Raw genomic sequence first — 25,702 nt, 5'->3', positions numbered from 1 at the left:
CGGCGCCGATGTCAGTCAGCCAGAAGGGCTCCGTAGACATCTGATAGCAGATTGCCATCCAGCAGCGACAGCATTTTGCTCTGTGAGGTGGTAACTCCCGTCCATTGCTGATTCCATTCACCGGAACAGCCATAAGTGATGAGGGTACCGTTGTGGCGAGCATAATCGAGGCACTTGCCGCTACCTTCATTGCGCAATTGTTGTTTATCCGAGTTGTAAGTCCAGCGCTGTGCAGCGTTGTCCTGCTGGCAGAGTGCCAACCCAAGACGCTCGCCTGAGGGGGTCAGACATTGCCAAGGCGTTGCCACCGGGTGAATGCGGTTTTTGAGATCCATAACCCAGTGGCTGGCATTAGTAATGTCATCTGGCCCTTCGGTCACGGCAACGTACAGGGCATCCACAAGGTTTGTGTCGAAATATACACCGCTCCCCTGGATAACGTCGCCAGTCAGCAGTATATCGTCTATCGATTCAATCAATCCGCTGGCGGTCAGTGATTGCATCAGCTGTGTTTTCGTCTCGCTTGGAGACAGGTTCTCAAGCCGGGCCTTGGCCAGGATAACCGCAATCTCTGTGGCCAGCTTCTGGTCGCGTTTGATCTTCTGCAGCAACTGCCATGCCGGGCCAGACAGCCCATCCTTCAACTCTTGCTCAGTATAGCTGGTTACCTGAATCGCCAGATCACCACTCAAGGTATTGAAGCGGCCAGCGTCCATAGCTTCCAGCTTTTCTTCAATTACTGCTAGTTCCGTTGCTTGCAACTGCTGGAATCCCGCTTCCTGGCCAACGATCGCCACAGGGGGCAACTCAGGGATTTCACCGTTAAAGGCGGTTTCTGCGAGTTTTTCGTCGGTGCCATCGCGCCGGCAATAAAGGCTGGCGCTGGTTGGCTTGAAGTCTGCCCGCAAATTGAAGTGAAGCTGGTTGATGCTGTTCGAACTATGCCGGGAGGACTTAACGCTGATGTGCTTTTGCTCGCCCTCGCTGTTGTTCACCTCTACCCAACACTGATTGGCGGTGGAATTGAGATCAGGTTCCGGCAGATCGAACAGGTTCCCGTAGTTGCCGTGAAATACCGGATAGATCACTGCGTTGGAGCCATCGGGATCATAGCCGCCCAGAATCGTGGCAACCGGGACTCCAACACTCACAGGTGCCGGATGTGAGCTGGAATGATTTTCGTATTGGCCGGTGTTTGTATTCCACTTTTTGTAGCCATTGGGGTAACTGGCGTCTGGAATGGGAGGCCTGGCCAGATCGTTTTGAATGATTCTTGCGGTATAGCCCGTGTAGTGAGTGTAAACAGAGAAAGGCCCGCCATCAGAGCCGCCTGACATGGCGTCCCGCTTGTAGTTGTAGGCGCCCTCATCATTCAAGCCAAAAAGGTTTGCGCGCATCCGGTTGCGGTGTGCAATGTATCCCCAGCCACTGTCAGCGTGATGAACCGCCCAGCGCCCATCATCGGTCAGGCCTTGGCCAGGGTAGTGGCCGAGGCCATAGGCGTGGCCCCATTCATGGCTGGCTTCATTACCCCAGGAGTGATAAAGCGTTCCGATACCATTGCCGCCACTAAGGCCGTGATCAACGCGGCCATTGGTATACATGCCCCAGGCGTGGTGATTGGTTATCTGCTTGAAGACATGAGGGTGCTGTTGATTCATGTTATTGCTGGTATATCCAAAGTTGGCCATGTTTATGCCAACGCTGACCTGCGATTTGCCAACGTTCTCGCGCATGTCGCCGCTGTATACGTCACCTGCAACCTGGCTGCTACCATCAATGTCTTTGTCATATATGGTGCCCGAGCGGATGATTACCCGGTTGAGCACGGCATCGGCGTAGCTGCCCATAACGAGTTTTGAGACAGGTAGGGTCTGGAAGTAATCTGTAGCAGCCAGCACAGGATCCCGAAGCGTGTAGTGCCCATCGCTCTGTCCGGGCTCGGTCAGCATGCCTAAACGAATACTCTGGAAGACAATTCGGGAGGCTTCGCCAATGTCGATATCGGTGGTAGGCAAGTAGCCGGAAACTCTGCCGTCTGCGCCTTTATCCGCAACAAATTCAAGAGACAAACCGTTTCTTACGGTATCCCAAGGCAGATTGACGGACCATGCCTGCTTGGAGTATTGAATGGGTTGAGCGCCCGTAACGTCTGATTTCGGCAAGTCGTTTGGGTGTGCCATTGGTAGCGTCATCAAGGGCTCGCCGTTAACGCTTACTTTTGCATGCATGGTTACTGGCTCAATGCCATTTTTGGGGACAAACAGGAGCAGGGTATCCCGCAGCGCCGTCAGCCGGGGCATGTATTTGCTTTTGGTCTCGTCGGTTGTGTTGCGCTCAAAATTCTTTGCGGGCGCAACGGAGTGAGACTGTACAAATTGAACTTCGCCTTCTAGTTCGCCCCCTGAAAGGTCGTTTCTCGGCTCCCGCGGGTTGCCATCAAAATCCTTGGCATAGAAATCCAATGCTGGCGGATTCAGGAACGCAGCAGCGTGCGCCACCTGTATCGAGTCGTTAAGGATCAGGCGATGAGAGCCGTTGGATGCGGTGATCGATAGGTCGACCTGTGCCGATGCGTCTTCCGGGCCCGGGGTACCCGAAATGATTCCGGTTGCTGCATCAACTGAGGCCCAGCTCGGGAGGTTGTTTCCGCTGTATCTTACCGTGCCCGGAAGGGCGTCATGCTGAGGTTGGTACTGGTAACTCACCATCGAGACGGCATCAGGTAAGTTGATTGCGTGCTGAGATTCGGTGATTGTTTCGCTTGAGGAACTTCCTCCGCAGCCTGAAAGTAAAATGCCGGTTAACCCGAGTGCTGCAGCACCTTTGAAATACATCCTGAATCCCTTATCGCCGTTTTTGGTTGTGTACTCTGCTTAATGGCGGGGATTCTCCTTAATTTACTGGCTGTTACAAACAAATAGATTGTTGTAGAAATGTAAAATTGTGGGGAACGTCACTTCTACGTTCCCCTTTTTCGTCGAAAAAGCGTTACTTGGTCTTTCCGAACAGGTCCAGCTCAATGTCGTAACTGGGCTCGGGCTTCTTGAACAGATATTCCCCATTACGAATTGATGCCAGCACATCCGCCCGCTGGCGAACCGCTTCAAACGGGCTGGTGGCATCCAGCACCAGAAAGTTAGCTGGCTTGCCAACATCCAGCCCGTACTGGTTTTCCACGTTCAGGGTTTTTGCACCGTTGAACGTGATCAGATCAAGACAGGTATCCAGTTGATCCATCGACATGGTTTGCGCCATGTGAATGCCGTTATCCAGGATGTTCATCAGGTTTCCGTTGCCTACCGGATACCAGGGGTCGTTGATGGAATCCTGGCCAAAGCAGACGTTGATGTTGCTCTCCCAGAATTCTTTAACGCGAGTCATGCCCCGGCGTTTTGGGTAGGTGTCTTGGCGGCCTTGCAGGTAGGCGTTTTCAGTGGGAAGAGCAATGAAGTTGAGGCCCGATTTCTGGAACAGCCTCATCATGCGGAACGCATAGGCGTTGTCGGCCGAACCGAAGGAGCAGGTGTGGCTGGCCGCTGTGCGTGTGCCTATGTCTTCGGTCATGGCCAGGGCGTTCAAGAGCTCAACAAACCGGCTCATCACATCATCGGTTTCATCGCAGTGCACGTCGATGAGCTTGTCGTATTTAACAGCCAGTTCAACGGTACGGTGAATGGACTTTTCGCCAATTTCCCGCGCCCATTCAAAGTGTGGAATGCTGCCTACGCAGTCGGCGCCCATCTTCAGGGCTTCTTCCACCATTTCATCACCGCCTTTGTAGGCGTACATCCCCTCCTGGGGGAAAGCGACGATCTGAATGGTGACGTTATCCTTCAGTTGTTCACGAAGCTCCAGCATGGCTTTCAGCCCAGTGAGATTCGGATCGCATACATCGATATGGGTGCGGATAAATTGCACACCTTTTGAGACTTCTTCCTGTATGCCCTGTAGTGCTCGTTGTTTTGCATCTTCGAACGATTGGTTCTTTTTTACATCGTGCCAACGGGCAATGCCTTCGAACAGCGTGCCTGTGTTGTTCTTGGCTCCTTTGCTGCCGCCGGTGTAGACGTAGTCGAGGTGAAGATGGGCATCCACATAAGGGGGCACAACGAGGCGGCCTTTCAGGTCGATTGTTTCCTTTGCCGAGGGGAGGTTAGTACCAATTGCTCGGATTACGCCATTTTCCACGAGGATTTCGGTGGCATCGCTGTTGCGGTATAGGTTCGCATTAATAAATTTCTTCATGAAAACGTCCTCGTGTTATGAATCGCTGAGAGCTTGCGCCCACATTGTAACGAAAAAGGCCCTACGCTCTCGCGTAAGGCCTTAAAAGTACTGAGCACACGTTGGATTATGAGCTCGCGCTGCCTGTGGGTCAGGCTGCGGTTGGCTTTGACCTGGAAGCTTCTTCTATAAGCTGCTGTACCCGCTCTTGCGTTTTGCCCAGTGCACTGGAAAGTTCTTCACACAAAAACTTTATGCCGAGGTTCAGGTGCCTGCGGTCTGTCATGCTCAGCGGGTTTTCCTCTTGCATAACGCTCAGGCCTTTAACCATCTCGGCGTAACCGTAGGGGTCGCCTTTGTCGATAGCAGCCTGGTTTGCGGTTGAGCGGGCTTTCCACTGTTCGCTTAACTTTCCTTGCCAGCTCTTCACATGCTTGATGATCTTCTTCGCTTCCTGAGCACTCATGGGGAAGCGAATGTTGCTTGGGAGATCATTGGCGCGCACCAGCCAGGTGAGGTCGTCACGTTCGAAATAAAGTTTTACGAACTTGGTTTTGTCCTCGCCAGAGAAACTCTTTTTGAGAATGGATTCAACGATTCCGATGCCATGACCGGGGTGAAAAATACGATCGCCTTGATTAATAGTGATAATATTCTCCTTGTTTTACTAAGAAAATGTTCCTTTTAAAAAATAACTATAATCAGCATGTTACGCTATTTCTGCACAAAAATCAAACAGCCGGCTTTGTTGCCTTACAGTCAAAGATCCCTTGGCGCCCTTGCGAAGGTAAATGATAACAATTAGCATTCACGAAAATTGTTGCTGTTTACTCGAGGGGGAGCGTTGTGGGCGCTGGTTTATCTGTTCCGTTTTTTGCACAGCTACAAGGGCTGTTGGTTACTGGCGGCCCGGTGGTGTGGATTCTCGCGGTGTTTTCTGCGGTTGCCATGACCATCATTCTGGTCAAAATGTGGCAATTCATGCTGGCGCGCGCAGAGAGCACAGCTGATGTGGACGCTGCGCTAAGCCTTTGGAAAAAGGGTGACCGCAGGAATGCAGTGAGGGCCCTGAATGTGCGACGGCCCATCTCATCCGTTGTGGCTATGGCAATGCAAGGGCAGCTGAATACCACAGACGATGGGATCCTGCGTGAAGAAGTAGAGCGAGTGGCTACGGGGTACTTGAACGATCTGCGCAGCTTTTTCCGGCCCCTTGAGGTGATTGGTTCACTTAGCCCGTTGTTGGGTTTGCTCGGTACCGTTATGGGAATGATTGTGGCGTTCCAGCAAATGGAAGCCGCTGGCAATCAGGTGGATCCTTCCGTGCTTTCCGGTGGTATCTGGCAAGCGTTGCTGACAACCGCCGTTGGCCTCTCCGTGGCCATACCTGTTGTTGCCGTGCACTCCTGGCTCGAGCGTAAGGTTGAGCGGGTATCTGCAACTATGAGCGATGCGGTCACAAGGGTTTTTACGTGCTCGCCCACGCTGCCGCCGTTTGAGACCGCGGCATCATCGGAGGCGCTGCGGAATGCAGCTTGATGCCTCACCGGTAAGGCGGGCCAAAGGCATCAGCCTGACACCGTTGATTGATGTGGTGTTCATTCTGCTGTTGTTTTTTATGCTGTCATCCACGTTTATTACTTGGCGGCAGCTGGATGTTGCTTCGCCTGCCGACAGTAATTCCGAGCCACCGAAAGACATACAGCTGATTCGCCTAACCTCTAATCAGGGTCATTTTGAGCTGGAGGGGCGGGTCTACAGGGACCCCAGTCGCGATGAGTTGGCTGAATTGGTGTCGGCTAAACCCGATGCGGTGTTTGCTATTCAGGCTGATGCAGGTCTCCACACGCAGGCGCTCATCACTTTGCTGGATCGCTTGAAGAATGCTGGCGCTGCCCACGTGTCGCTTGCAGAGGGGCCGAAGTGAGGCTTTCAGCAACCGCGCCGAAAAAGGATCTGGCTTCGGATGATAACCTGGTGCCATTGATCAACATTGTATTTTTGATGCTGATTTTCTTCATGGTCGCCGGGCAAATCACTGCCTCTGATGCGGTGATGGTTCAAGCCCCCGAGTCTCTTACAGCGGCTCAAGGAAAAGAGCACTCAGCGACGGTTTTGGTCGCAGCTGAAGGTGCTATGTACCTGGATAACGCTGAGGTGTCTCCGGATCTTCTGGTAGAAAGATTGGGAAATATGCTGGATGAAGCGGAGACGGTTGATGGGGTGTCTGTGCTGGTCAAAGCCGATGCCATGCTGCCGGTTGAAGCCTTGCAAAAAGTGCTGCACCACATCAAAAAGGCAGGGCTGTTAAAAGTAGCGCTACAGACTCGCCAGGGTGGCGCTGAATGATTGCACGGCGTCACTGGCTCGGTGCAGCGGTATTGACGCTGGCACTTCATTTATTGGTACTTGCGGCTTTTGCACGCACCGCTACCATTCCGGAAGGGGCTGAGGCTCCTGGGGAGGCGGGTGTTGAAATCGATCTTGGCATGCTGGGTGATCTGGGTGTAGAGGCCGAAACCCAGGAAGCGGCTCCGGCCACTGTCGAGCCACCGAAACCGATCCCGACACCTCCCAAACCGGAACCCGTAGTGAGTGAGCCGGAGCAGCCCAGGCAAACAGCAGAGGTGAGCGTAGAAGAGCCACCAAAGCCTGAGCCTGAACCGGAGCCTGAACCAGAACCAGAGCCAGAACCAGAGCCTGAACCGGAACCAGCGGTTCCGGAGTCTCCTATAGCAACGACTTCTACCCAAGCGTTACCCGACACCGAAACGGCGAAGGATGTGGCAGCTGCTCCGGCGCGCAAGGCTGGCAGTGGCGAAAGCAGCGCCAGTGCCTCTGGAGGCAATCCCGGTGCGCGAAGTTCCTATCTGGCGGTGGTCGCAGCTAAACTCGCCCGCGCTAAACGCTATCCAAGATCATCTCGCCTGCGGCGCCAGGAAGGGGTGGTTGGGCTCAGCTTTACCATAGATCGCCAAGGACGCATTGTGGAATCCAGTATTACCGATCCTTCCGGCCACCCTGAGTTGGATAAGGCGGTCATTCGCATGCTCGAGAATGCGGCACCATTGCCAGCCTTTCCCGATGATCTCGCCCAGAACACCCTGAGCGTGTCCATTCCCGTGGCGTTCAAGCTCAGCGACCGCCGATAGTTACGACAACCCGCCCGCTCCCTCTTTTTTCTTCTCTACGTGAAATCTCCTGTTTTTTGTTGACAGAAATCAAAATCTAAACAAGAATGCTTCTCGTTACTATTTGGGGTGGCTGTTGTTAGCCTGGCCCGCTTGAGAGGAGTTGAAGTGAGTGAATGCTGCCTGCGGGAAGAATCGTTCGACACTGCCTTTGTTCTCTATCGCTTTGCTTTCTCTGAGTGTTTGCGGGCAGGCGACAGCGGAAACCACGCCGCAATCCTCCTATTACCTCGATGAAATCGTCGTTACCGGTACCCGCTCCAACCGCATGCTGAGTGACACTCCTGTGCGGACTGAAGTTGTAACAGACCGGGAACTGGAAAAGACCCACGCCAGAAACGTTGCGGAGGCGATCGAGAACGTTGCCGGAGTGCAGTTGCGAAACATCCACGGCAAGGCAGGCAAGGAAGTCTGGCTGCAGGGTGTTGGTGCTGACCGGGTGTTGGTGCTGGTAGACGGTCTGCCACTCACGGCCACAACCGGCTCATCGGTGGATGTAAGCCAGCTGGCGCTGCTGAATGTAAAGCGCATTGAAGTGGTGAAAGGCGCGGGATCTGCACAGTACGGCAGTGCGGCCATTGGCGGCGTCGTCAACGTTATTACCCAGGACCTTGAGCCAGGTTTTCGGGGAGAGGTTACGGTTGATGGCGGTAGTTATGGCGAGCAAAACCCCAGTGGAGACACTGCCGATTTTGGTCGCTACAGCGGGCGAGCCAATATCGACATGGGCACCGAACAACTGCGGCTTCGCCTGAGCGGATCACACCAGGCATCCAACGGCATTGATCCTGAGCCATCCACCTGGGCGAGGCCAGGGGATGAATACGATCGCAACCAGTTCAATACCCGGTTGGTTTGGTTGCCCCAGGACGATCATCGGCTGTTTGCGGAAGTCGGATATTTTGATGAAGCCTCCGGCTCCCGGTTTTTGAACGAAAAGGCCGGTACGGTTCTCAAGCAAGGAAAGGAAGAGTCCTTCGAGCGCTGGCGCACGGTGCTGGGTGGCGAGCATGGCATGAGCGATGCCCAAACTGTGTTCTGGAATCTGCTGCGGGAAGAGCTCACAGACAACACCTACAAATACTCGGCCTTTGGTGAGTTTGACCACCGAGATGCGAATCAGGTGTTGTCCCAGGCTTCGGCTCACACTGAAGTTGCCGTTCGTAAGAACCACTTGCTGATGGTGGGCGCTGATTTTCGCCATGAAACTCTGGAGCAAACGATTGACGGCCAGATGGAACTGGATGGCGGTAAGCGTTCACGCAGCAGCAAGGAGGTCTGGTTCCAGGACACCTGGATTCCATCGCACCGCTGGGAATGGGTGGCCGGACTACGCGGCCAGCAGGATTCCGATTTCGGCGACCACTACGCCCCCAAGATCAATACCCGCTATGAGTTGACGCCAGACAGCTCAGCCAGCCAATACCTCCGTGCCAGTTGGAGTGGCGGCTATCGAGTGCCCAACCTGAAAGAGCGCCATTACCGGTTTGACCACAGCCAGCTTGGTTATGTGGTTGAAGGCAACCCGGACCTGTCACCCGAAACGTCGCAAAACCTGCAGCTCGGCTGGGGTGTCAATTACCTGAACGCCGGATGGCTTGAAATTAACGCCTTTCAGAACCTGATTGAAGATTTAATCCAGACCCAATTCGATGCTGATGCCACCGCCGCCCGCGGTGACGGTGTGGATGTGTATCGATACGCCAATGTTGATAAGGCCCGCACCCGTGGTGTGGAAACCACCGCCGGCTGGCAATTCGCCCGAGGCTTGGAAGTGACCGCAGGGTACACCTACACCCAGGCAGAAGACCGGGCGACCGGTTTTGCTTTACCCAATCGGCCGCAGCATCAAACCCGGCTTGGCCTGGATGGGCCTGGCGGCATCCCTGGGCTGAACTGGTCGGTGCGGATGCGCAACCAGAGTTCGGAATACGTGGATACAGACGAAACCAAAAAGTCCCCGGGTTACACCACGGTGGATCTGAAACTGAATCAGACCTTTGGCGACAACCTGCAGCTGTTTGCCGGCGTCGACAACCTCACCAATAAGCAGCGTGATTTCGACGATGCCGATGACTTCGGCCCGGTGGCAGGAAGGTTTGTGTACATGGGCGTGACGCTTGGATTTGGAAAATAACGAACGATCAACAAGGAGAAAGTGCATGAGTGATATTTACCGGGGGCTCGGGTTGGCGGCAACAGTAGTATTGCTGGCTGGTTGTGGCGGCAGTGAGAACAGTCTTGGTGGGTCTGGTGAAACAGGTGGCAATTCGGAGATTCAGCGTCAGGTGGTTGATGCGAAATCCTATAGCCAAGCCACTTATCTGAACCTGAACACGGGCGCAACCATGCAGATGACGGCGGATGAGGCGCAAGGCCGCACCGACTGGCATCTGTCGTTCAAGCGCGACACGGTTCAGGTTAATGGCGGGGCTACGGGAACGGGCAGCGTGGCTGGCGCAGTGGCCACCTCCCAGGACAAGTTTTATGACGCCGCCGGCGAGCCCAATTTCAATCTTCTGGTTAATGCCACGGCGTCATCAGAGGAAGAGGCTTTGTTAGCAGAGTATCCAGCGCCGGGCAGCCGGGATTGGATCAGCGATGCGATTACCAATAACTTTGGTAACGACTGGTACAGCTACAACCCCAACGGCGGAATCATGAACGCCAATTCGGACAATGGCTGGTTGCTGCGGTCAGCGGAAGGCAACAGCTACGCCCGCATGCGTATGACCGAGATGGATTTTCCTACCCGCACGGGTGAGGGCATCAAGAGCTTTACGGTGGCCTTTGATGTTCAGGTTCCAGATACCACTACCTTCACCCAATCGGCCACGTTTACCGGGTTCATAGGCCCGGAAGGTGGTGAGCTTTGCTTTGATTTTGACGCTGATTCAACGGCGAACTGCGAAACCTCCGCACATTGGGATGTGAAGCTGGGCTTCGCTGGCCGAGATATCTATCTGAGAAGCAACAGTGGCACCTCTGGCAAAGGTAATGGCGGGGTGTTCGGGCCGTTCAAGTGGGATGATCTGGCGGTCTATACCAGCGCCACCATTGCGCCAGGATCAGGCGAGGACATAACAGGAAGATACGCGGCCGACACCACCAGTGGCGTGTTCAACGCATCCAGCTGGTACGCATACGACCAGGCGGGTGGGCACTTACTTCGCCCGAACTTCCGGGTATACCTGATCGATACCGATACCAACGATGCTCAAGCCCCTGTTTATGCCGTGCAGATCGTCGGCTATTACGGTGACGACACTGTTTCAGGACAACCCATTGTTCGTTGGACTAACGCATCACTAACCGCAGCAGAGTAAATACTATGAACGCAACGATAGAATTCCCTGAGGTTAAGTTAGAAATTGCGCTAAAAGACCGCTGGCAACAGTTGCTGTCGGAGCAGCCAAACCTGCGCATCCGTAACGCCGCGAACCTGCTTGATGTCAGTGAAATGGAACTGATGCTGTGTCGTGAAGAAGGTGCACTCACACCGCTGTCTAGTGATTTTGGTGCACTGCTCACCGAGTTGGAATCCGTTGGCGAAGTGATGATGCTCGCCCGCAACGATGAAATGGTGCATGAGATTACCGGCCACCTGAAAGGGTTCAAGGTAACCGGCGGTGGCTCCATGGGGCTGTCCGTTGGTGAGATGGACCTGCGGGTATTTTTTCGAAGCTGGACCTTTGGCTTCCATGTAGTTGAAGAGGTGCGTTCCGGCACTCGCCATAGTCTGCAGTTCTTTGATACCAGTGGTCGAGCCATCCAGAAAGTGTACAAAACCAAAGGCACCCAAGCTGAAGCCTGGGATGCACTGGTCGCGAAATACAAAGCCGATCAGCCTGTGGTGCCGGAACTGAAAGCAGCTCCCTCCCCAGAGCCGCGGGTGGACCCGGCTAGTGTTGATGTATCAGCACTACAGCAGGATTGGGCAACACTGAAAGACGTGCACCATTTCCACTCCATGCTCAAACGCAACAAGGTCGACCGGCTAACGGCGGTAGAGCTGGTTGGCCCGGCCTACACCCGAAAACTCAAGCGCAGCACCGACTCCATTGAGTCCCCCTTGGATGAGCTTTTACAGCAAGTAAAAACCAACCAGTGCCCGATTATGGTGTTCGTGGGTAACCCCGGCATTGTGCAAATCTGGACTGGCCAGGTGGACAATATTCGCCGAGTAGGTGAGTGGATGAATGTGCTGGACCCTGGCTTTAACCTGCATGCAAAGACTGGCGATGTGACCGACTGGTGGACGGTAAAACGGCCTTCTGTGGATGGCACCATAACCTCAGTGGAAGGCTATAACGCCAGCGGGGAAATCGTACTGACGGTATTTGGCAAACGTAAGCCGGGCGAGGTGGAAGCTGAAAACTGGCAAGCCGAAGTGCGTGCGCTGGAGGCAAAGCTATGCGATTGACCGGGTTGCTGCTGGCTGCATTACTGGCACTTCCGGCTTATGCCGGAAGTGCCAGTAATGCAGGTGCCAAAGGCTCACGCATTGTCAGTGCCGATGGCGCGGTGACGGAAATATTGTTTGCTCTGGGCGTAGAGGATCGTCTGGTGGGTGTTGATACCACCAGCAAGTACCCGGAAGACGTCAATCAGCTGCCGAAAGTAGGTTATCTGCGGGCCTTGCCATTCGAAGGCGTGTTGTCGCTGGAGCCCGATCACCTGATCACCACCGAAGAAGCGGAGCCGGAACAAACCCTGCAGCGCCTGGAACAGGTGGGAGTCAAAGTCACCCGGTTGCCTGTTGCGCAAAGCCCGGAGCAGACTCTTCAGCGGATTATGGCCATTGGTGAATTGGTCGACCGTGAGGAAGCAGCGGCAAGGCTCGCCGCTGAATTGCAGGTGGTCTTTACCGACATCGATAAAAAGGTGGCTGCAAGGGGTTCGGCGCCCAAGGTGTTGCTGTTGTTGGCCGCGGGTGGCCATGGTGTTTCATTCGGCGGTAGCCACACGGGTGCAGATGCCCTGCTGAAAGCGATCGGGGCGACTAACGCGGTCAGCAATATCCGTGGCTACAAACCTGCCAGTCGCGAAGCGATCATCAGCGCCAACCCCGATGCGATTGTGGTTGCTGAATCTGCGCCGGGGCAGTTCCGGATTGCCGATTGGCCAGAGCTGGCCCAGCTGCCGGCCTGGAAAAACGGCCACCGGTATGTGGGTGACAGCATGATGCTACTCAGCTTTGGCCCAAGATTGGCAGAGGCTCTGGTGATACTTGACGGAATCCTGCCTGAAGCCCCCACCGCAGAGAGCACCCTGGCTAGTCGCCATGGCGACTGATACTGCAAAGCGAGCGCCTGCCAGTCTCATTTTTATGGTTCTGGCTGGGCTGGCTGTTCTGGCGGCTTTGTTCTCGCTGACCAACGGTGCTTATCCTCTGGGCACCAGCGATGTTGTGAATCTGCTGCTGGAACCTGAGGCCGCAAAACCCGCAGCCCACATGGTGTTTTTTGATGTGCGTATGCCCCGGCTGGTTCTGGGATTTCTCACCGGTGCGGTATTGGCTGTTTCCGGCACCTTGCTGCAGGGATTGTTTCGCAACCCTCTCGCCGACCCTGGGTTAATCGGGGTGTCCGGCGGAGCGGCACTGGCGGCAGTATCGGTTATTGTGCTTGGGGGCAGTTGGTTGTCCGATTGGACGATACTCACTGGCAGATGGGCGCTGCCTCTGGCCGCCTTTGTGGGCTCGGTGCTAACCACCCTGGTGGCTTGGCGCGTTGCCAGCCGTTCCGGCAGCATTGCTGTGGCAACCTTGCTGCTGGCGGGTATCGCCATAAATGCAGTCGCCGGAGCCTTAACCGGCCTGCTGACATTCTACGCCGACGATAGTGAACTGCGTTCGTTGACCTTCTGGAGCATGGGCAGTCTTGGCCACGCCAGTTGGGAAGACCTGCAAGTTGCTGGCCCTTGGATGCTGCTGGCGCTGTTACTGGCCCCCGTGTTAGCCAAACCCCTGGATGCGTTTGCCCTTGGTGAATCGGTCGCTGGCCATCTGGGTTTTTCGGTGCAGTGGGTAAAGCGGGCGACGGTTGTGTTGTCTGCGTTGGGCACTGGCGCGGCAGTGGCGGTAACCGGCCTTATCGGGTTCGTTGGGTTGGTGGTGCCGCACCTGTTACGACAAATTGTCGGCGCTGGGCACAGGGTATTGATCCCCGCCAGTGGACTGGCAGGCGGTGTCTTACTGGTGGCGGCAGACAGCTTGGCGCGAGTAGTTGTGGCGCCGGCGGAACTGCCCATTGGTTTGATGATGTCGCTGTTAGGCGGGCCATTCTTTTTGGTACTGCTTATGAGAATGCGCATTGGCGCATAGGGAGCTGGCACCATGACAGTTTTAAAGGCTAAGCAGTTAGGGCTGACCATAGGGCGAAGCCGAATACTGCAAGATGTGTCACTCACCGTCGAACCGGGAGAGCTGGTTGCGTTGCTCGGCCCTAATGGCGCTGGTAAATCGTCCCTGTTAAAAACCCTGGCGGGCGAATTGGCTTTTGGCCAAGGTTCCATTGAACTGTTTGGTCGTGAAATCCGACAGTGGAAGGGAGCGGAACTCGCACGCCAGCGGGCGGTGATGCCCCAGCGGGTGGATGTCAGCTTTCCATTCACAACCCGTGAAATTGTGGCGTTGGGGTGCTCCGGTTTAACGACGCCTCAGTGTAATGAAATGATTGATTACCTGCTGCAACGCCTGGGCATCGGTGAGCTGGCCGAGCGCCTGGTGCCAACCTTGTCTGGAGGAGAGCAGCAGCGGGTGCAGTTGGCCCGGGTGCTGGCGCAACTGTGGAGCACCAGCGGGCCACGGCTCCTGCTATTGGATGAATGCACTTCGGCGCTGGATCCGGCCCAGCAGCAAACCGTATTCAGTCTGCTGCGGGAGTTGGCCAAAGAGCAGGGTTACAGTGTTGTAGCGGTGGTACATGATTTGAACGTAGCGTCTTGCTACGCCGACCGTCTGGTGATGATGGCGGCAGGGCGCATAGTAGAAGACGGTTCGGCGACCACCATTCTGGAGCCAGGGCTGCTGGATAAGGTGTTTGGTTTAAAGGCTCGAGTACTGGCGTTGCCAGAGGGCTATCCCATGGTGATTCCGCAGGCGTAGCGCGCCATTTGGTGCGAGCTTCCTGCTTTTCTCAGCCATTACGCCAGCTGTTGGCGCCAGCGGTTTTCAATGGTGTCCAGCTCGGCCGGGCCGTAGCAGGCCTGGTCGTGGGCGTCATAATAAGCCCATAACTGATCGCCAAAATCGTAGTGCCACCACTCACTTGGCAGGTTGGTGAAACCCTGCTGCTTCATAGTGTTATACAACAAGCGACGATGATCTCGTGCTTTCTTCTGCTGTGGCGTCAGTGTTTCGAGCTGCTCGAAATAATCGCTGTGGGAAGCCGGTAGTGCCTCATCAAACAGCGTGCCCATATCCAACGGTAAACCATCGGCATCGCAAAGTGTCACATCCACGGCACCGCCGGTAAGGTGAGGGCTTGGGGCTGTCGGTTCGCGGCTTGGCACCGAAACAAACTCTCTGGTTCTCTCAAGGAGTGCTGCTTCGTCCAGGTCGGGCTGCTGATGCTGAATGGCCTCATGCAGGGTGTCGAACAAGTACTGCTGCACCCGCCATGGACGCCAGCCGTCCAGAACGATGATGCCGATCCCTTCGGGTAGACTGCGCGCCGCAGCGAGTAGTGCCCGGTACACACCTTCACGAACAAAGCATTCCTGTATCGCACCGGGTATGCCCATTCGGGCGTAGGCAGGAAATACCTTTATGGGTGCAGGAGCCAGGCTCATTGGCACCAGGCTCTCACCGTTATCTGCAATCGGCACGGAACGCAGAGTTTCCCAGCTGGGAGCCGGGTGGCTGGGAATGGGCGTCAAGTCGTTCAATAACGTCGTTAAAGGCATTGTCTTATCCAAACTGGGTAGGGAGCCACAGCGTCAGCGGTGGGAACAGAATTAATAGAATCAGTACCGCAATAGCCGTCAGCACAAAGGGCCAGATGGTTCTGAACAGCGAGACTATCTCAAGCCGACTGACCGCTGCCGCCACGAACACGCAGGCGCCTAACGGGGGTGTTATGAGCGCAATAGTGATGTTCAGCGTGATGATGACACCCAGATGAACCGGGTCTATACCGGCCATCATGGCTACCGGCACAAAGATTGGCGTTAGCAACATCAGCGCCGACACTTCTTCCATAAACATGCCTGTGAAGAAAGTGATAAGGCTGAGCAGCAATAGAATGATCACACCATTGTCTACGTAGGGCGCGAGCAGCGACACAAACTGCGCAGGAACCTGTGCGTATGAGAGAAGCCAGCTAATGGTGGCAGAGGCTGCCATGATCAGAAAAATCGCAGAGGTCAGGCGCGCTGTATCGACAACCGCTTTCCAGCACTCCTGCAAACGTAACCCGCCAAGTACGAAGCCACACAAGGCCACATACAGAGCTGTGAGCGCCCCGGATTCTGTCGGGGTTACAAAGCCAAACACTATGCCTGCTACGATAATAAAGGGTGCAATCAGTGCGGGCAGAGCGCCCATGAATGCGAATCCGAGCTGGCCGAACGAAGGCAGTTTCCCGCTCTTTGGCAGCTTTTTGCGCCAGGCGTACCAGGCGTTCATGCCCATAAAGGCCACGCCTAGTAGCAAGCCAGGCACCACGCCCGCCAGAAACAGGTCTCCCACTGAAATGTTTGTCAGTGAAGCATAAAGGATCATGAAGATACTGGGCGGAATGATCGGGCCAATGAGCGAGCTGCCTGCGGTGAGCCCGGCGGCAAAGGCCCTTGAGTAGCCTTCTTTCTCCATGGCGGGGACTAACAGAGAGCCCAGTGCCGATGTGTCGGCCACGGCTGAACCGTTGATGCCTGCAAAGAAGATACTCGAAACCACGTTAACGTGGCCCATGCCTCCCCGTAAGTGCCCAACCATCAGGCGGGCCAGCCCCATCAAACGCTCGGTCAAGCCACTCACGTTCATCAGGTTGCCGGCGAAGATGAATAGGGGAATCGCCATCAAGGAAAATACGTTGATCCCGCTAAAGAACTGCTGCGGCATCATCCGCGGAATCATCGAAGGATCGACAAATAGAAAGCCAGCAATTGCCGTTGTAATCAGCGCAATGAACAAAGGCAGTCCAAGTAGAACGTGGACAAGAAAAACGGCCAACATGGTGAGGATCATAGCTGGTCCTCTATGGTCTTGAGGGGTGCAGGCCCATAGAGCAGTACATGCCAGGCCAGCAGTAAAAAGCCGAGGGGTAATGACATCAGAGGGATTGTGCGGCTAATGCCGAGCCCGGATGTGGTGAACATGTTGACCGACAACGCATAGCGATAGCTGGCCCACGCTGCTCCCAGGGCAACAAATAAAGTAAGTAACCATTGATAGACAACCAATACTCGAGCAATTGGCGCGGGCAGCAGTTTTTCCAACAGGCCAACGCGCATGTGCCCACCTTCGGCCCAAACCGCGCCAGCCCCGAGCATAACGGTACCTATGATCAAAAAGCGGGAGAGCTCATCTGTCCAGATTGGCGCGCCACCCGCGATGTAACGTGCAAAAACCCCAAACAGAATGGCTGCAACATTAAGGGATAGCAAAGCACCCGCCAGAGTCAGGGTAGACGGGCAACTTATAGCCAGCAGGCGATAACGAAGCTTGGTGAGCATTGCAGTGTTCCAGTCAGCGCAGAAATAGAGAGGGCTGGCGAAACCAGCCCTCTGTCGTCATAGCGAGGGGTGGTTTAGCGTTTCACGCCCGCATCTTCCAGTGCCATATCAACCCAGCGCTGCTCAATACCACGCTCTTTGAGCCACTTGAGGTAGGCAGGCTGGCCAATGCTCTGGAATTCGGCCAGGTTTTCTTCAGAAGGACGAATAACTTCCATGCCTTGTTCTTCCAGGAACGCGATACGCTTTTCAACTTGCGCTTCGTTGAGCTCTCTGGCGTTGCGGTTGGCTTCGGCCACGGCTTCCATGAATGCGTTGCGAGTCTTTTCATCCCAGCTCTCGATCATCTTGCTGTTGCCTACAAGAAACTGGTCGGAATACTGAATGTTCGCAAGGGTCAGGTACTTCTGAACTTCATGAAGGCTGCCCAGGGCGATGTACATGGGTGGGTTCATTTGGCCGTCTGCTACTCTGGTGCGCAGAGCCATGTAGGTTTCTGTCCAGGGGATAGGCGTGCCGGACGCACCAAATGCTTCATAAAGTGCTACCTGGCTTGGGTCCATAGCGCGGAAGCGAAGGCCCTCAAAGTCAGCCGGGCGGGTGATGGGCCTTTTGTTGTTGGTGAAGGCCAGAAAGCCGCCTTCTTCAACAACAGCCAGCATATCGATGCCAGCACGCTCGTTCAGTGCACCGCTTACTTCCTGCCAATATTTGCCTTCATCAAAGAATGTGCGTGCGGCAGCAAAATCTTCGAACAGGAACGGAATGGCGCTGACAAAAATCTCATCCACCAGAGGCGAGACACCCGCAAAAGAAGCGATGTTGAGCGATGGCGTACTCATGGTCTGTTCCATACGCTCCTGCTCTTCGCCCAGCATGCTGTTGGGGTACAGCGTAAGCTGGAGCTCATCGTTGGTTTTTGCCTCAACCAGCTCTTTCAGGTTCGTAGCGAAAACGTGAACGGCGTTCTTTTCCAGATCAGGGGCGCCGTTGTAGCTCAAGTTGATTGTGGTGGCTGCCAGAGCGTTTCCGGCCAGCAAGGCAGAGCCAAGTAGACACGCTGTAAAGAGTCTCTTGGGAGAAAATAGGTTAGTCGTCATAGTAATTTTCCTGTTTTATTGTCGTTAGTTGCGGGGTACCGAACGCGAACCCACAGGTTTTTTCAGGGGTGCCAGTTAGTAGGCTATGTGTTGAAGTGTTGACTATGCAATACCTTAAGTGTGGACTTTATTGCAACAGTCGAGGTGCGTCAGCTGAGAAAAAGCGCATTCCTTTTTGCAGGTGATCGATGCAGGCGGCTGACGCTATGGTTAGGTCCTGCGCCTTCAAACTTACAATTTGCGCGCGAGTATCGTTCATAACCGGGTATTGCATGGGGAGAGGGATTATTTCTCCACGGTTTATTTCATCCATCACAGTGAGCTCTGGCATGAACGTAACGCCGATCCCTGAACGGACAAAATTCTTTAAAACGGAAACGGAATTTGTATGAAGCCGTGCTTCAAGGTGCACGTGTTCCTGGTGAGCGGCCATATTCACCATCTGCCGCATACCAAAGGGGTTGTCCATTAGCGCCAATGGCCACCCTTTCAGATCATTGAGCGTTACGGGGCGGTTCAGCTCCGTTAGCAGGTGGGCAGGGGGCACGATCACATCCAGTGGCTGGCGGGTTTCGACGTGACAGAAAAACTGAGGGTCCGCTGGCGGCGCATACAGGAGCGCTATATCGACCTCACGATCCTTGAGGAGTGACATGGCTTCGTTAACACCCGCCATGCGGATCTCGACATTGATTCCCGAGAACTCCGACATAAAGGTGCCGAGTGGTGCGGCAATCAGGTCCGCCACAAAGCCTTCCCCAACGGCTATCCGAACTTCACCTTTGGCCAGGTTTTGAAGTGCCATAAGTTGGGAGAGTACGGCCTCTTCCGATGCCCGCTGGCTGTGATAATGATGAACTAGCAGTTGCCCCGCAGCTGTCGCCCGCATGCCACGCCCGTGCCGTTCACACAGGCGCGTGTCCAGTTCTTCTTCAAGCGCTTTTATCTGGCGGCTAACGGCAGATGCATCGACGTTCAAATGGGCGGCTGCGCGCCGTAAGGACCCGCGGCGGATGACTTCATTCAGGTAGGCTAGTGCACGTTGGTTAAGCATATAAAACGCCGGTTGGTGGGTGTTGTATAGCTTAATGTAGCGGCTTGGTGTTTCCGGGGCCAAATTGTTGTGTCATGGCTGGTAGGCCCACGTTGATGAGAATACCATTATTCTGCACAGACTGATTGTCGAGCAGACCGCACAGAAGCACTCATCGGTGCCGCAAACTCAAAAGCGCAAGCCAAAACTCAAGAAAACACCTTGCCCAATGAGGCGATAAAAGGGGCGAACTCGCTACGGCTCATGTCCAGATGTTGGAACATCAAATCCGCTGCCAGTTTTTCATTCCGCTGTATGATCGCCTCTGCAATAACGACGTGTTCTTGCGCAGATTCGGTGGTCATCCCTGCAACACGGTGGATCTGCCGGCGATAAGGGGCTACTTTTCTTCGCGCACTGTAGACCATACTCACTAACTCATCGTTGCCCGACATCTGGTACATCAGTTCGTGGAACTGCATGTTTGATTCGGAGTACTCCTCAACACCCGTTGCGGCACCTTCGATGGTGAGCTTTGCCAGAGTTAGTAACTTATGCTTGTCTTCGACGCTACCCGAACGCGCAGCCAAACGTGCGCAGGAAGACTCTAACGCGGCCAGAAGTTCCAGGAGCGACAGCACATAGCTGAGGCTAACCTCTTTAACGAAAACCCCACGTCGCTCACGGTACTCTACTAATCCGCCGCTTTGCAGGCGAGCCAGGATCTCCCTGATTGGGGTCCGGGAAACACCAAACTCTGCTGCCAGGGTTCGCTCGTTCAGCCGATCACCGGAAACATAGAAGCGGTCCAGAAGTCGCTCTTCCAAGATCTTTTGTATTTGGTCTCTGTCCAACGGAAACTCCACTCCTTCAAAGCGAAAATATGCCCCCTTGGGCTAAATCCAAAGGGGGCATCAAAAGTGACTACTTATTGTATTCGTTAAAGATCTCGACCAACAGATCTGCATCTTTACCGTAGGATTTGGAAAACTCGCTCAAGTACTTTGCAGACAGTGCGTTAACACGTTGCTCGTCTTCACTATTCAACTCGATCACGGATGTGGACTGTGCTTCCACCAGGCCAGCAAGGCGTTTGGATTCCTCCGCAAAGTTGTCTGCGGACCAGTCGATGGTTTTCTGAACGCCCTCCTCAATCGCCTGGCGCTCAGAGTCATTCAGACGATTCCATTTGCGCAGGTTCATCACGAGGGCATAGGGAGTGCGGACGATGGAGCGATCCAAACGAGCTGGAGCAACCGCCGCTAAACCAAGGTTGGCGTAGGAGGAGTTGGTGGTGATTACACCGTCAACGCCGCCGGTTTGAAGTTGCAGGAACTGCTCAGCCGCGCTCATGAAAACCACAGAAGCACCAAGGTCTTGCAGTGCCGGATCGGTGTATCCGCCCACACCCCGAATCCGCTTGCCGGAGAAGCCCTTGAGGCCTTCAACCTGGTTGGACATGAACACGGTGGTGTCGCCGGAGGAGTTTATAAAGCCCAGGAGTTTGACTTGCGATCTTTCAAACTGCTTGTCCAGAATATCGAGAACGCGCGGGTCGTTGGCAAATTCCAGCAGCTTGGCATCGGTCATCGACTTGGGCGGGAAGGGTGTCGTGAAGATCCGCATCAGATCCACACTGCCGACCGCGTAGCCGCCAAACAGGCTGTAGACATCCACCGTGCCCCTGGCCGTGGCCATAAATCCGTCCCGGCCTTTAACAAGGGATTCGGAGGGGAATACCTTCACATCGAAAGCCTTGGGGTCCAGGGAGTCCGCAAAGTACTGGGCCGTTTTCCCGCGGAAATCATCTGCCGGGAAATAGTGGCCCAGCCGAATAACTTCCTTCGCGTTAGCCGAGACAGAGATGGCCGAAGCCAGTAGTACGAGTGAGAAAAATTTACCTAGAGCCATTAGTTCATCCTCATTGTTTTTGTAGATCGATCACTTAATAAAATGCTGTCAGCGACGGGAACACCGATAGAACGACGATCGCTGCAGCGTACAGAACGATGAACGGGATGGTGCCTCGGATAACCTGGGATAAGGTTAGCCCTGCAACACTATCTCGTACAACGTAAAGACATAGGCCGACTGGCGGTGTTATCACAGCAAAGCACATGTTCACCATGATCACGACACCTAGCCAGACGGGGTCAAAACCGTAGGCAAGCATGGCCGGGAATATAATTGGCACGGCAATGATCACCAGGGATATGGCATCGAGCAGCATGCCCAAGAAGAACAGCATTACCATCACGATAAATAAGAAGGTCCACTTGTTGAGTTCCGCCGAGATAACAATTTCCGCAACTTGCTGGGGTACCTGGGCATTGCTGAGGGCGTAGCTGAAGACCATGGCGAAGGCCAAGATAGCCAGCAGCATGCAGTTGGTCTTGGTGGATTTGACCAACGCCACCGAGAGGGTTTTAAAGGATAGTGAGCCTTTCAGAGCTGAGATCACGAGGGCACCAAACACCCCGATAGCGGCTGCCTCTGTCGGGGTAGCAATGCCGTTATAGATACTGCCAATCACCACAACGATCAGAAAGATAACCGGACCGGCAAGGGCCAGCGATTTGCCAAAGCCCAGGTCCTTGCGCTCGTCAGCGGTCGATTCGACACGTACAAGCCCCGTTTTTTTGCGCTCCTTCAGGGAGACAAATGCAACGTACGCGCACATCATCAATACGATGACGATTCCGGGTATCAGGGCACCCGAGAACAGGTCGGCAATTGAGGTTTCGGTAACAACGCCGTACATGATCAACGGCAGGCTTGGCGGGATGATCATGCCCAAGCCACTGGAGGCAGCTACCGTGCCCGAAGACATCTCGTTGCTGTAGTTACGCTTCATCATCTCGGGAATGGCAACGCTACCGATCACCGCCGCAACACCGACAGCGGTTCCGCTGACGGCGCCAAAGATGGCTCCGGCAACGATGGTGCTGATGGCCAGCCCGCCTGGCATCCAGCCAAACCACTTATCCACACTCCGGAAAAGATCCTTGCCGACGCCCGAGCTGTTGATGATCTCGCTCATCAATACAAACAAGGGAATCGCGACCAAAACGAATTCAGAGACGGTTCCCCAGATGATGTCAGACACCGCAAACGAAGCACTAAAGCCCCCGATATAAACGATGCCCAGTAGGGCTGAAATCCCCAAGGAGAATGCTACTGGCGTGCCGAGCGCGAGCAAGGTCAGCAGGGATGCGATAACAATCAGGACCATCATGCCTGTGCTCCTTTTCTTGCACGGCAAACACCGTAGACGTTACGCACGAGCAGCCTGATGGCCTCGAGGGCCAGAACGGCAGCGCCAATTGGCATGAACATTTGGGGAATAAAGAGTGGCATTGCCAGCGTGGTCGACGACCGCCAATTGAGCTGGTATGAGAGCAGTGCCATGTCGTAGGTGGCGTAGCCGACCACGAGCGCCAGGCCCAGGACCAGCACATCAATCAGTGCCAGTAAGGCAAACTTGGGCGCGCCAGAGAGCATGTCGAGAAAAATCGACATGCTCACGTGACCACCTTCCCGGTACACCCGGCCAGTGGCAAGGAACAGGATGGATGCCACCAGGTAGCCGGAAACCTCGGACACCCAAACAGAGGAGGTACTGAACAAAAAACGGTTGGCGACTTCCCAGGTAATCGCCACAACAAGGAAGACAGTCACCAGCAGGGAGAGCTGGAAACTTAAGTCTCCAATTTTCCCTACCGCCTTATCTATTGTTCTTATAATCATAAAAACCTCATTATTGTTTGCGTATTATTGGAGGCATCACTTAAAGAGGTCGGCGTTATCCGCCCTCAACTGGGCCTTGACAACTTTGCCCATGGCGTTGCGAGGTAACTCGTTAACCACCTTCACTGCTTTCGGCACCTTGTAACCGGCAAGGTTTTCTTTGCAGAGGCTGATGACTTTTTCAGAGATCTGCTCGGTAGGGGTGACCAGCACCACCACGGCGACAACAGCTTCGCCAAAGTCAGGGTGGGGCACGCCGATAACGGCCGATTCTTTTACGCCCGGCACGGTGTCGATAACCAATTCCACTTCTTTGGGATACACGTTGTAGCCACCGGAGATGACGAGGTCTTTACCGCGGCCCACAATATAGAGGTAACCTTCGTCGTCCAGCCGTCCAAGATCACCGGTTTTAAACCAGCCATCACCGGTGAACTCCTCGGCGGTCTTCTCGGGCTTGTTCCAGTAGCCCTTCATCACTGCCGGTCCCTTGATCTCGATCCCGCCCACTTCTCCAATCGTGGCCACGGATCCATCTTCGGCCGTAACCCGGACTTCAACGCCTTTGATTGGCAGGCCTACCGAGCCGATCTTGCGTTCTTTGTCGTAAGGGTTACTGGTGATGATTGCGGATTCTGTCATGCCGTAGCGTTCAAGGATCACGTGGCCGGTCCGCTCCAGGAACTGCTGGCTGGATTCCTCAAGCAATGGTGCAGAACCGGAGATGAACAGGCGCACCGAGCGGGTAACGTCTCTATCAAATACGGGGGTGGACAACAGGCGAGTATAGAAGGTGGGTACGCCCATCATCACGGTGCTTTCCGGCAGCTTTTCCAGCACCACATTGGCATCGAACTTCTCCAGGAAAATCATTTTGCTCTGCGACAGGAGCACGCAGTGGGTCGAGATAAACAAACCATGGGCGTGGAATATGGGGAGGGCATGGAGAAGTACGTCGGAGGCTGTAAACTTCCAGCCTTCTGTTAGTGATTGACCGTTCGACGCGAGGTTGTCGTGGGTGAGCATCGCGCCTTTGGGCTGGCCGGTGGTTCCCGAGGTGTAAATAATGATGGCGACATCAGACCCCGTTCGCTCCACTGGCGCGGCCTCAGACTCACAAGCCACCTCGGTGGACAGCAGAGCGCAATTGCCGACCTCGTTAAATGTCGCTGAGCCAAACTTAACATGGTCCTCAATCGCTTTTTGGTTGTCCTTGGCGCTGGCCTCGGAGCAGAAAATTACCGCAGGTTTGCTGTCGCTCAGAAAATACTCGATTTCCCGGGCTTTGTAGGCTGTATTCAAAGGCACAAAGATAGCCCCGGCCCGTAAAGTGGCCAGATACAGGAAGAATCCTTGCGGGCTTTTATGGATCTGGGCGGCGACCCGGTCACCCGGCTGGACGCCAAGCTGCCGAAGGTTTTCAGCATATCTTGCGGTAATTTCCAGTAGGTCGTTGTAGGAATATTCCTCCCCAGACGGGCCCTCTAGGAAAGGCTTTGCACCGGCTTGAATGGCGGATTCTAGGATTCTGTTAAAGAAGTTCTTGTTCATTATTGAGGTCCTTCGATTCGATCAATTATTTTCAGCTCAATGAGCTCAATTTCTTTTTTCCGGGCCGTTGCCGATGTGACAATTTGATCGACAATTCCATAAGGCAAAGCCTGCACACCTACACCTGAGGCCGCCGTGACCTCTGTTACCGCGGCAGCGAGCGCTATGTAGAGCCCCCCCGAAACATCCTTGGCAAAGTGGCAGGTGATCTGACAGCCCTCTTTTTGCTTGCGGTAGATGGTTTCAGACACCGAAAAGAGCCAATAACTTTGGTATGCGTTTTCGTCAGCGGCATCGAGGCTGTGGCAGAGCCATTCACAGGTAATTACCAGCTCTACCGAGCTATCCCATTTAGACACCGCCAAGATGAGTGCCAGGAGATCGTTGATATGGGGCGGGTGAGTGTCTATGCATCTAATGCCGGATTGGCTTACCTGTACTCGGGATGAGGCGAAAAGCAGATTCGACGCTTTCACTAGCTCTGCTCCCCCGGGCGCGGGGTCTCGGTTTGAGAGCGCGTGAAGCAGGTGCTCCTTAACGTCGTCCAAGCTCTCCGACCACACACCGAAAGCGTCGTTTCGAACACGGCTCTTTGCGGCAATGATCGCGCGGATGTCGTGGGGTTGATTTTCAGGCTGCCCCTCCAGTACCCGGGGGCCTGTCATGGAAACGCGGGTTGCTTCGCTGTAAATGCGTGTGTGTCCGCTCATTGCCAGCAGGCTGGCGCCGCCAAATACGTTCTTGCCCATTAACACCACGATGCGGTGACCTTCGGACCGGAAGACAAGGGCAGCGTTCAAAAGCTTTCGGAATGAGGCCTGAATCCCATCCCCCTCGTTGAGCCGTGCACCAGAAGAATTCAGGTATAGAACAACTGGCCAGTGCTTTTCAGCAGCGTAGGCGAAAGCGGAGCAGATCAGGTCAATCTCGACTGCGCCGAGCGCGCCTTTATTGGGAGTATCTTCAGACTGCACAAGGACTACAGGCTGCTCAAGGAAGCGCGTGGACCAGGTAGTCACGGAAAGCCCGGCACCCTCAAGGTGGGGTGCCAGCGAATCCAGGCGTGCAATATGCCCACAAACAAAATGTTGCATGAGGTTCATGGTATTTCCTTTTTATTATTTGGTATGCCAAATCAAACCATTGGTGCCCCAACTGTTAATATTAGACCTTAG

General features: G+C 54.6%; 24 protein-coding genes and 1 pseudogene. 10 read left to right on the top strand and 15 right to left on the bottom strand.

The genetic code is table 11. From position 1 onward, the window contains the following. Positions 1-11: 11 nt before the first annotated feature. The 4 genes and pseudogenes from Q0824_RS11995 to Q0824_RS17355 form a co-directional block, all read right to left on the bottom strand. Entirely contained in the window at positions 12-2,837 is a 2,826-nt protein-coding gene (locus Q0824_RS11995; protein ID WP_298450749.1) for a M66 family metalloprotease, read from the bottom strand. A 154-nt stretch (positions 2,838-2,991) separates the two neighbouring features. Further along, positions 2,992-4,248, bottom strand: coding sequence for a cytosine deaminase (codA, locus tag Q0824_RS11990; protein WP_298450746.1), 1,257 nt, complete (start codon positions 4,246-4,248; stop codon positions 2,992-2,994). A 130-nt stretch (positions 4,249-4,378) separates the two neighbouring features. Then, positions 4,379-4,693, bottom strand: a complete 315-nt coding sequence (locus Q0824_RS17360; RefSeq protein ID WP_366521656.1) for a hypothetical protein — start codon at positions 4,691-4,693, stop codon at positions 4,379-4,381. 63 nt (positions 4,694-4,756) lie between these two features. Continuing rightward, a pseudogene (locus tag Q0824_RS17355) lies at positions 4,757-4,870 on the bottom strand (CarD family transcriptional regulator); the annotation flags it as partial. Between the two features lie 203 nt (positions 4,871-5,073). On the opposite strand from Q0824_RS17355, the gene Q0824_RS11980 reads away from it, so the two are divergent. From Q0824_RS11980 to Q0824_RS11935, 10 genes are all read left to right on the top strand, one after another. Further along, positions 5,074-5,766, top strand: a complete 693-nt coding sequence (locus tag Q0824_RS11980; protein WP_298450743.1) for a MotA/TolQ/ExbB proton channel family protein — start codon at positions 5,074-5,076, stop codon at positions 5,764-5,766. Next, entirely contained in the window at positions 5,756-6,154 is a 399-nt protein-coding gene (locus Q0824_RS11975) for a biopolymer transporter ExbD (RefSeq protein WP_298450740.1), read from the top strand. The genes Q0824_RS11980 and Q0824_RS11975 overlap by 11 nt, the downstream gene beginning before the upstream one ends. Continuing rightward, entirely contained in the window at positions 6,151-6,576 is a 426-nt protein-coding gene (locus tag Q0824_RS11970; RefSeq protein ID WP_298450736.1) for a biopolymer transporter ExbD, read from the top strand. The genes Q0824_RS11975 and Q0824_RS11970 overlap by 4 nt, the downstream gene beginning before the upstream one ends. After that, positions 6,573-7,379, top strand: a complete 807-nt coding sequence (locus Q0824_RS11965) for an energy transducer TonB (protein ID WP_298450733.1) — start codon at positions 6,573-6,575, stop codon at positions 7,377-7,379. Before Q0824_RS11970 ends, Q0824_RS11965 begins: the two co-directional genes overlap by 4 nt. 151 nt (positions 7,380-7,530) lie before the next feature. After that, positions 7,531-9,555 carry a TonB-dependent receptor gene (locus Q0824_RS11960; protein WP_298450730.1) on the top strand — a complete coding sequence of 675 codons (2,025 nt, stop codon included), beginning with the start codon at positions 7,531-7,533 and terminating at the stop codon, positions 9,553-9,555. A 25-nt stretch (positions 9,556-9,580) separates the two neighbouring features. Next, the gene (locus tag Q0824_RS11955) at positions 9,581-10,744 is read left to right on the top strand and encodes an HmuY family protein (protein ID WP_298450728.1); all 1,164 of its coding nucleotides are present in this window, start codon (positions 9,581-9,583) and stop codon (positions 10,742-10,744) included. Between the two features lie 5 nt (positions 10,745-10,749). Continuing rightward, positions 10,750-11,841: a ChuX/HutX family heme-like substrate-binding protein gene (locus Q0824_RS11950; RefSeq protein WP_298450725.1), complete on the top strand. Its 1,092-nt coding sequence runs from the start codon at positions 10,750-10,752 to the stop codon at positions 11,839-11,841. Next, positions 11,832-12,713, top strand: coding sequence for an ABC transporter substrate-binding protein (locus tag Q0824_RS11945; RefSeq protein WP_298450722.1), 882 nt, complete (start codon positions 11,832-11,834; stop codon positions 12,711-12,713). Before Q0824_RS11950 ends, Q0824_RS11945 begins: the two co-directional genes overlap by 10 nt. Next, positions 12,703-13,743, top strand: a complete 1,041-nt coding sequence (locus Q0824_RS11940) for an iron ABC transporter permease (RefSeq protein WP_298450718.1) — start codon at positions 12,703-12,705, stop codon at positions 13,741-13,743. Before Q0824_RS11945 ends, Q0824_RS11940 begins: the two co-directional genes overlap by 11 nt. Positions 13,744-13,755: 12 nt before the next feature. Then, complete coding sequence (locus tag Q0824_RS11935; protein ID WP_298450715.1) at positions 13,756-14,526, top strand: heme ABC transporter ATP-binding protein; 771 nt, start codon at positions 13,756-13,758, stop codon at positions 14,524-14,526. A 38-nt stretch (positions 14,527-14,564) separates the two neighbouring features. On the opposite strand, the gene Q0824_RS11930 is transcribed toward Q0824_RS11935, so the two are convergent. The 11 genes from Q0824_RS11930 to Q0824_RS11880 form a co-directional block, all read right to left on the bottom strand. After that, complete coding sequence (locus tag Q0824_RS11930) at positions 14,565-15,326, bottom strand: M15 family metallopeptidase (protein ID WP_298450712.1); 762 nt, start codon at positions 15,324-15,326, stop codon at positions 14,565-14,567. Positions 15,327-15,330: 4 nt separating this feature from the next. Further along, on the bottom strand, positions 15,331-16,608 hold the full coding sequence (locus tag Q0824_RS11925) for a TRAP transporter large permease (RefSeq protein WP_298450709.1): 1,278 nt from the start codon (positions 16,606-16,608) through the stop codon (positions 15,331-15,333). After that, a complete protein-coding gene (locus Q0824_RS11920) occupies positions 16,605-17,096 on the bottom strand; it encodes a TRAP transporter small permease (RefSeq protein WP_298450706.1) in 492 nt (163 codons plus the stop codon). Before Q0824_RS11920 ends, Q0824_RS11925 begins: the two co-directional genes overlap by 4 nt. Before the next feature lie 74 nt (positions 17,097-17,170). Continuing rightward, positions 17,171-18,196 (bottom strand): TRAP transporter substrate-binding protein DctP, encoded by a 1,026-nt coding sequence (gene dctP, locus Q0824_RS11915; RefSeq protein ID WP_298450703.1) that lies wholly within the window; start codon positions 18,194-18,196, stop codon positions 17,171-17,173. Between the two features lie 127 nt (positions 18,197-18,323). Beyond that, positions 18,324-19,250 carry a LysR family transcriptional regulator gene (locus tag Q0824_RS11910; protein WP_298450700.1) on the bottom strand — a complete coding sequence of 309 codons (927 nt, stop codon included), beginning with the start codon at positions 19,248-19,250 and terminating at the stop codon, positions 18,324-18,326. Between the two features lie 188 nt (positions 19,251-19,438). Continuing rightward, a complete protein-coding gene (locus Q0824_RS11905; protein ID WP_298450697.1) occupies positions 19,439-20,083 on the bottom strand; it encodes a GntR family transcriptional regulator in 645 nt (214 codons plus the stop codon). Positions 20,084-20,153: 70 nt separating this feature from the next. Further along, positions 20,154-21,140 (bottom strand): TRAP transporter substrate-binding protein DctP, encoded by a 987-nt coding sequence (gene dctP / locus Q0824_RS11900; RefSeq protein WP_298450694.1) that lies wholly within the window; start codon positions 21,138-21,140, stop codon positions 20,154-20,156. Positions 21,141-21,174: 34 nt separating this feature from the next. Next, positions 21,175-22,464, bottom strand: coding sequence for a TRAP transporter large permease subunit (locus Q0824_RS11895; protein WP_298450691.1), 1,290 nt, complete (start codon positions 22,462-22,464; stop codon positions 21,175-21,177). Further along, a complete protein-coding gene (locus tag Q0824_RS11890) occupies positions 22,461-22,976 on the bottom strand; it encodes a TRAP transporter small permease (protein WP_298450688.1) in 516 nt (171 codons plus the stop codon). Before Q0824_RS11890 ends, Q0824_RS11895 begins: the two co-directional genes overlap by 4 nt. Before the next feature lie 36 nt (positions 22,977-23,012). After that, complete coding sequence (locus tag Q0824_RS11885) at positions 23,013-24,527, bottom strand: AMP-binding protein (RefSeq protein ID WP_298450685.1); 1,515 nt, start codon at positions 24,525-24,527, stop codon at positions 23,013-23,015. After that, complete coding sequence (locus Q0824_RS11880) at positions 24,527-25,630, bottom strand: hypothetical protein (protein ID WP_298450682.1); 1,104 nt, start codon at positions 25,628-25,630, stop codon at positions 24,527-24,529. The genes Q0824_RS11885 and Q0824_RS11880 overlap by 1 nt, the downstream gene beginning before the upstream one ends. Positions 25,631-25,702 lie beyond the last annotated feature (72 nt).

It is taken from the genome of uncultured Marinobacter sp., from assembly GCF_947488835.1.
GTDB lineage: Bacteria > Pseudomonadota > Gammaproteobacteria > Pseudomonadales > Oleiphilaceae > Marinobacter.
Note: the sequence above shows the minus strand (reverse complement) of the source record. Positions and strands in the feature narration are given on the sequence as shown.

Excerpts from the sequence above, each read along its gene's own strand:
- Q0824_RS11995 (WP_298450749.1), bottom strand. The coding sequence starts at position 2,837 with ATGTATTTCAAAGGTGCTGCAGCACTCGGGTTAACCGGCATTTTACTT.
- codA (WP_298450746.1), bottom strand. The coding sequence starts at position 4,248 with ATGAAGAAATTTATTAATGCGAACCTATACCGCAACAGCGATGCCACC.
- Q0824_RS17360 (WP_366521656.1), bottom strand. The coding sequence starts at position 4,693 with ATGAGTGCTCAGGAAGCGAAGAAGATCATCAAGCATGTGAAGAGCTGG.
- Q0824_RS11975 (WP_298450740.1), top strand. The coding sequence starts at position 5,756 with ATGCAGCTTGATGCCTCACCGGTAAGGCGGGCCAAAGGCATCAGCCTG.
- Q0824_RS11965 (WP_298450733.1), top strand. The coding sequence starts at position 6,573 with ATGATTGCACGGCGTCACTGGCTCGGTGCAGCGGTATTGACGCTGGCA.
- Q0824_RS11955 (WP_298450728.1), top strand. The coding sequence starts at position 9,581 with ATGAGTGATATTTACCGGGGGCTCGGGTTGGCGGCAACAGTAGTATTG.
- Q0824_RS11950 (WP_298450725.1), top strand. The coding sequence starts at position 10,750 with ATGAACGCAACGATAGAATTCCCTGAGGTTAAGTTAGAAATTGCGCTA.
- Q0824_RS11945 (WP_298450722.1), top strand. The coding sequence starts at position 11,832 with ATGCGATTGACCGGGTTGCTGCTGGCTGCATTACTGGCACTTCCGGCT.
- Q0824_RS11940 (WP_298450718.1), top strand. The coding sequence starts at position 12,703 with ATGGCGACTGATACTGCAAAGCGAGCGCCTGCCAGTCTCATTTTTATG.
- Q0824_RS11935 (WP_298450715.1), top strand. The coding sequence starts at position 13,756 with ATGACAGTTTTAAAGGCTAAGCAGTTAGGGCTGACCATAGGGCGAAGC.
- Q0824_RS11930 (WP_298450712.1), bottom strand. The coding sequence starts at position 15,326 with ATGCCTTTAACGACGTTATTGAACGACTTGACGCCCATTCCCAGCCAC.
- Q0824_RS11925 (WP_298450709.1), bottom strand. The coding sequence starts at position 16,608 with ATGATCCTCACCATGTTGGCCGTTTTTCTTGTCCACGTTCTACTTGGA.
- Q0824_RS11920 (WP_298450706.1), bottom strand. The coding sequence starts at position 17,096 with ATGCTCACCAAGCTTCGTTATCGCCTGCTGGCTATAAGTTGCCCGTCT.
- dctP (WP_298450703.1), bottom strand. The coding sequence starts at position 18,196 with ATGACGACTAACCTATTTTCTCCCAAGAGACTCTTTACAGCGTGTCTA.
- Q0824_RS11910 (WP_298450700.1), bottom strand. The coding sequence starts at position 19,250 with ATGCTTAACCAACGTGCACTAGCCTACCTGAATGAAGTCATCCGCCGC.
- dctP (WP_298450694.1), bottom strand. The coding sequence starts at position 21,140 with ATGGCTCTAGGTAAATTTTTCTCACTCGTACTACTGGCTTCGGCCATC.
- Q0824_RS11895 (WP_298450691.1), bottom strand. The coding sequence starts at position 22,464 with ATGATGGTCCTGATTGTTATCGCATCCCTGCTGACCTTGCTCGCGCTC.
- Q0824_RS11890 (WP_298450688.1), bottom strand. The coding sequence starts at position 22,976 with ATGATTATAAGAACAATAGATAAGGCGGTAGGGAAAATTGGAGACTTA.
- Q0824_RS11885 (WP_298450685.1), bottom strand. The coding sequence starts at position 24,527 with ATGAACAAGAACTTCTTTAACAGAATCCTAGAATCCGCCATTCAAGCC.
- Q0824_RS11880 (WP_298450682.1), bottom strand. The coding sequence starts at position 25,630 with ATGAACCTCATGCAACATTTTGTTTGTGGGCATATTGCACGCCTGGAT.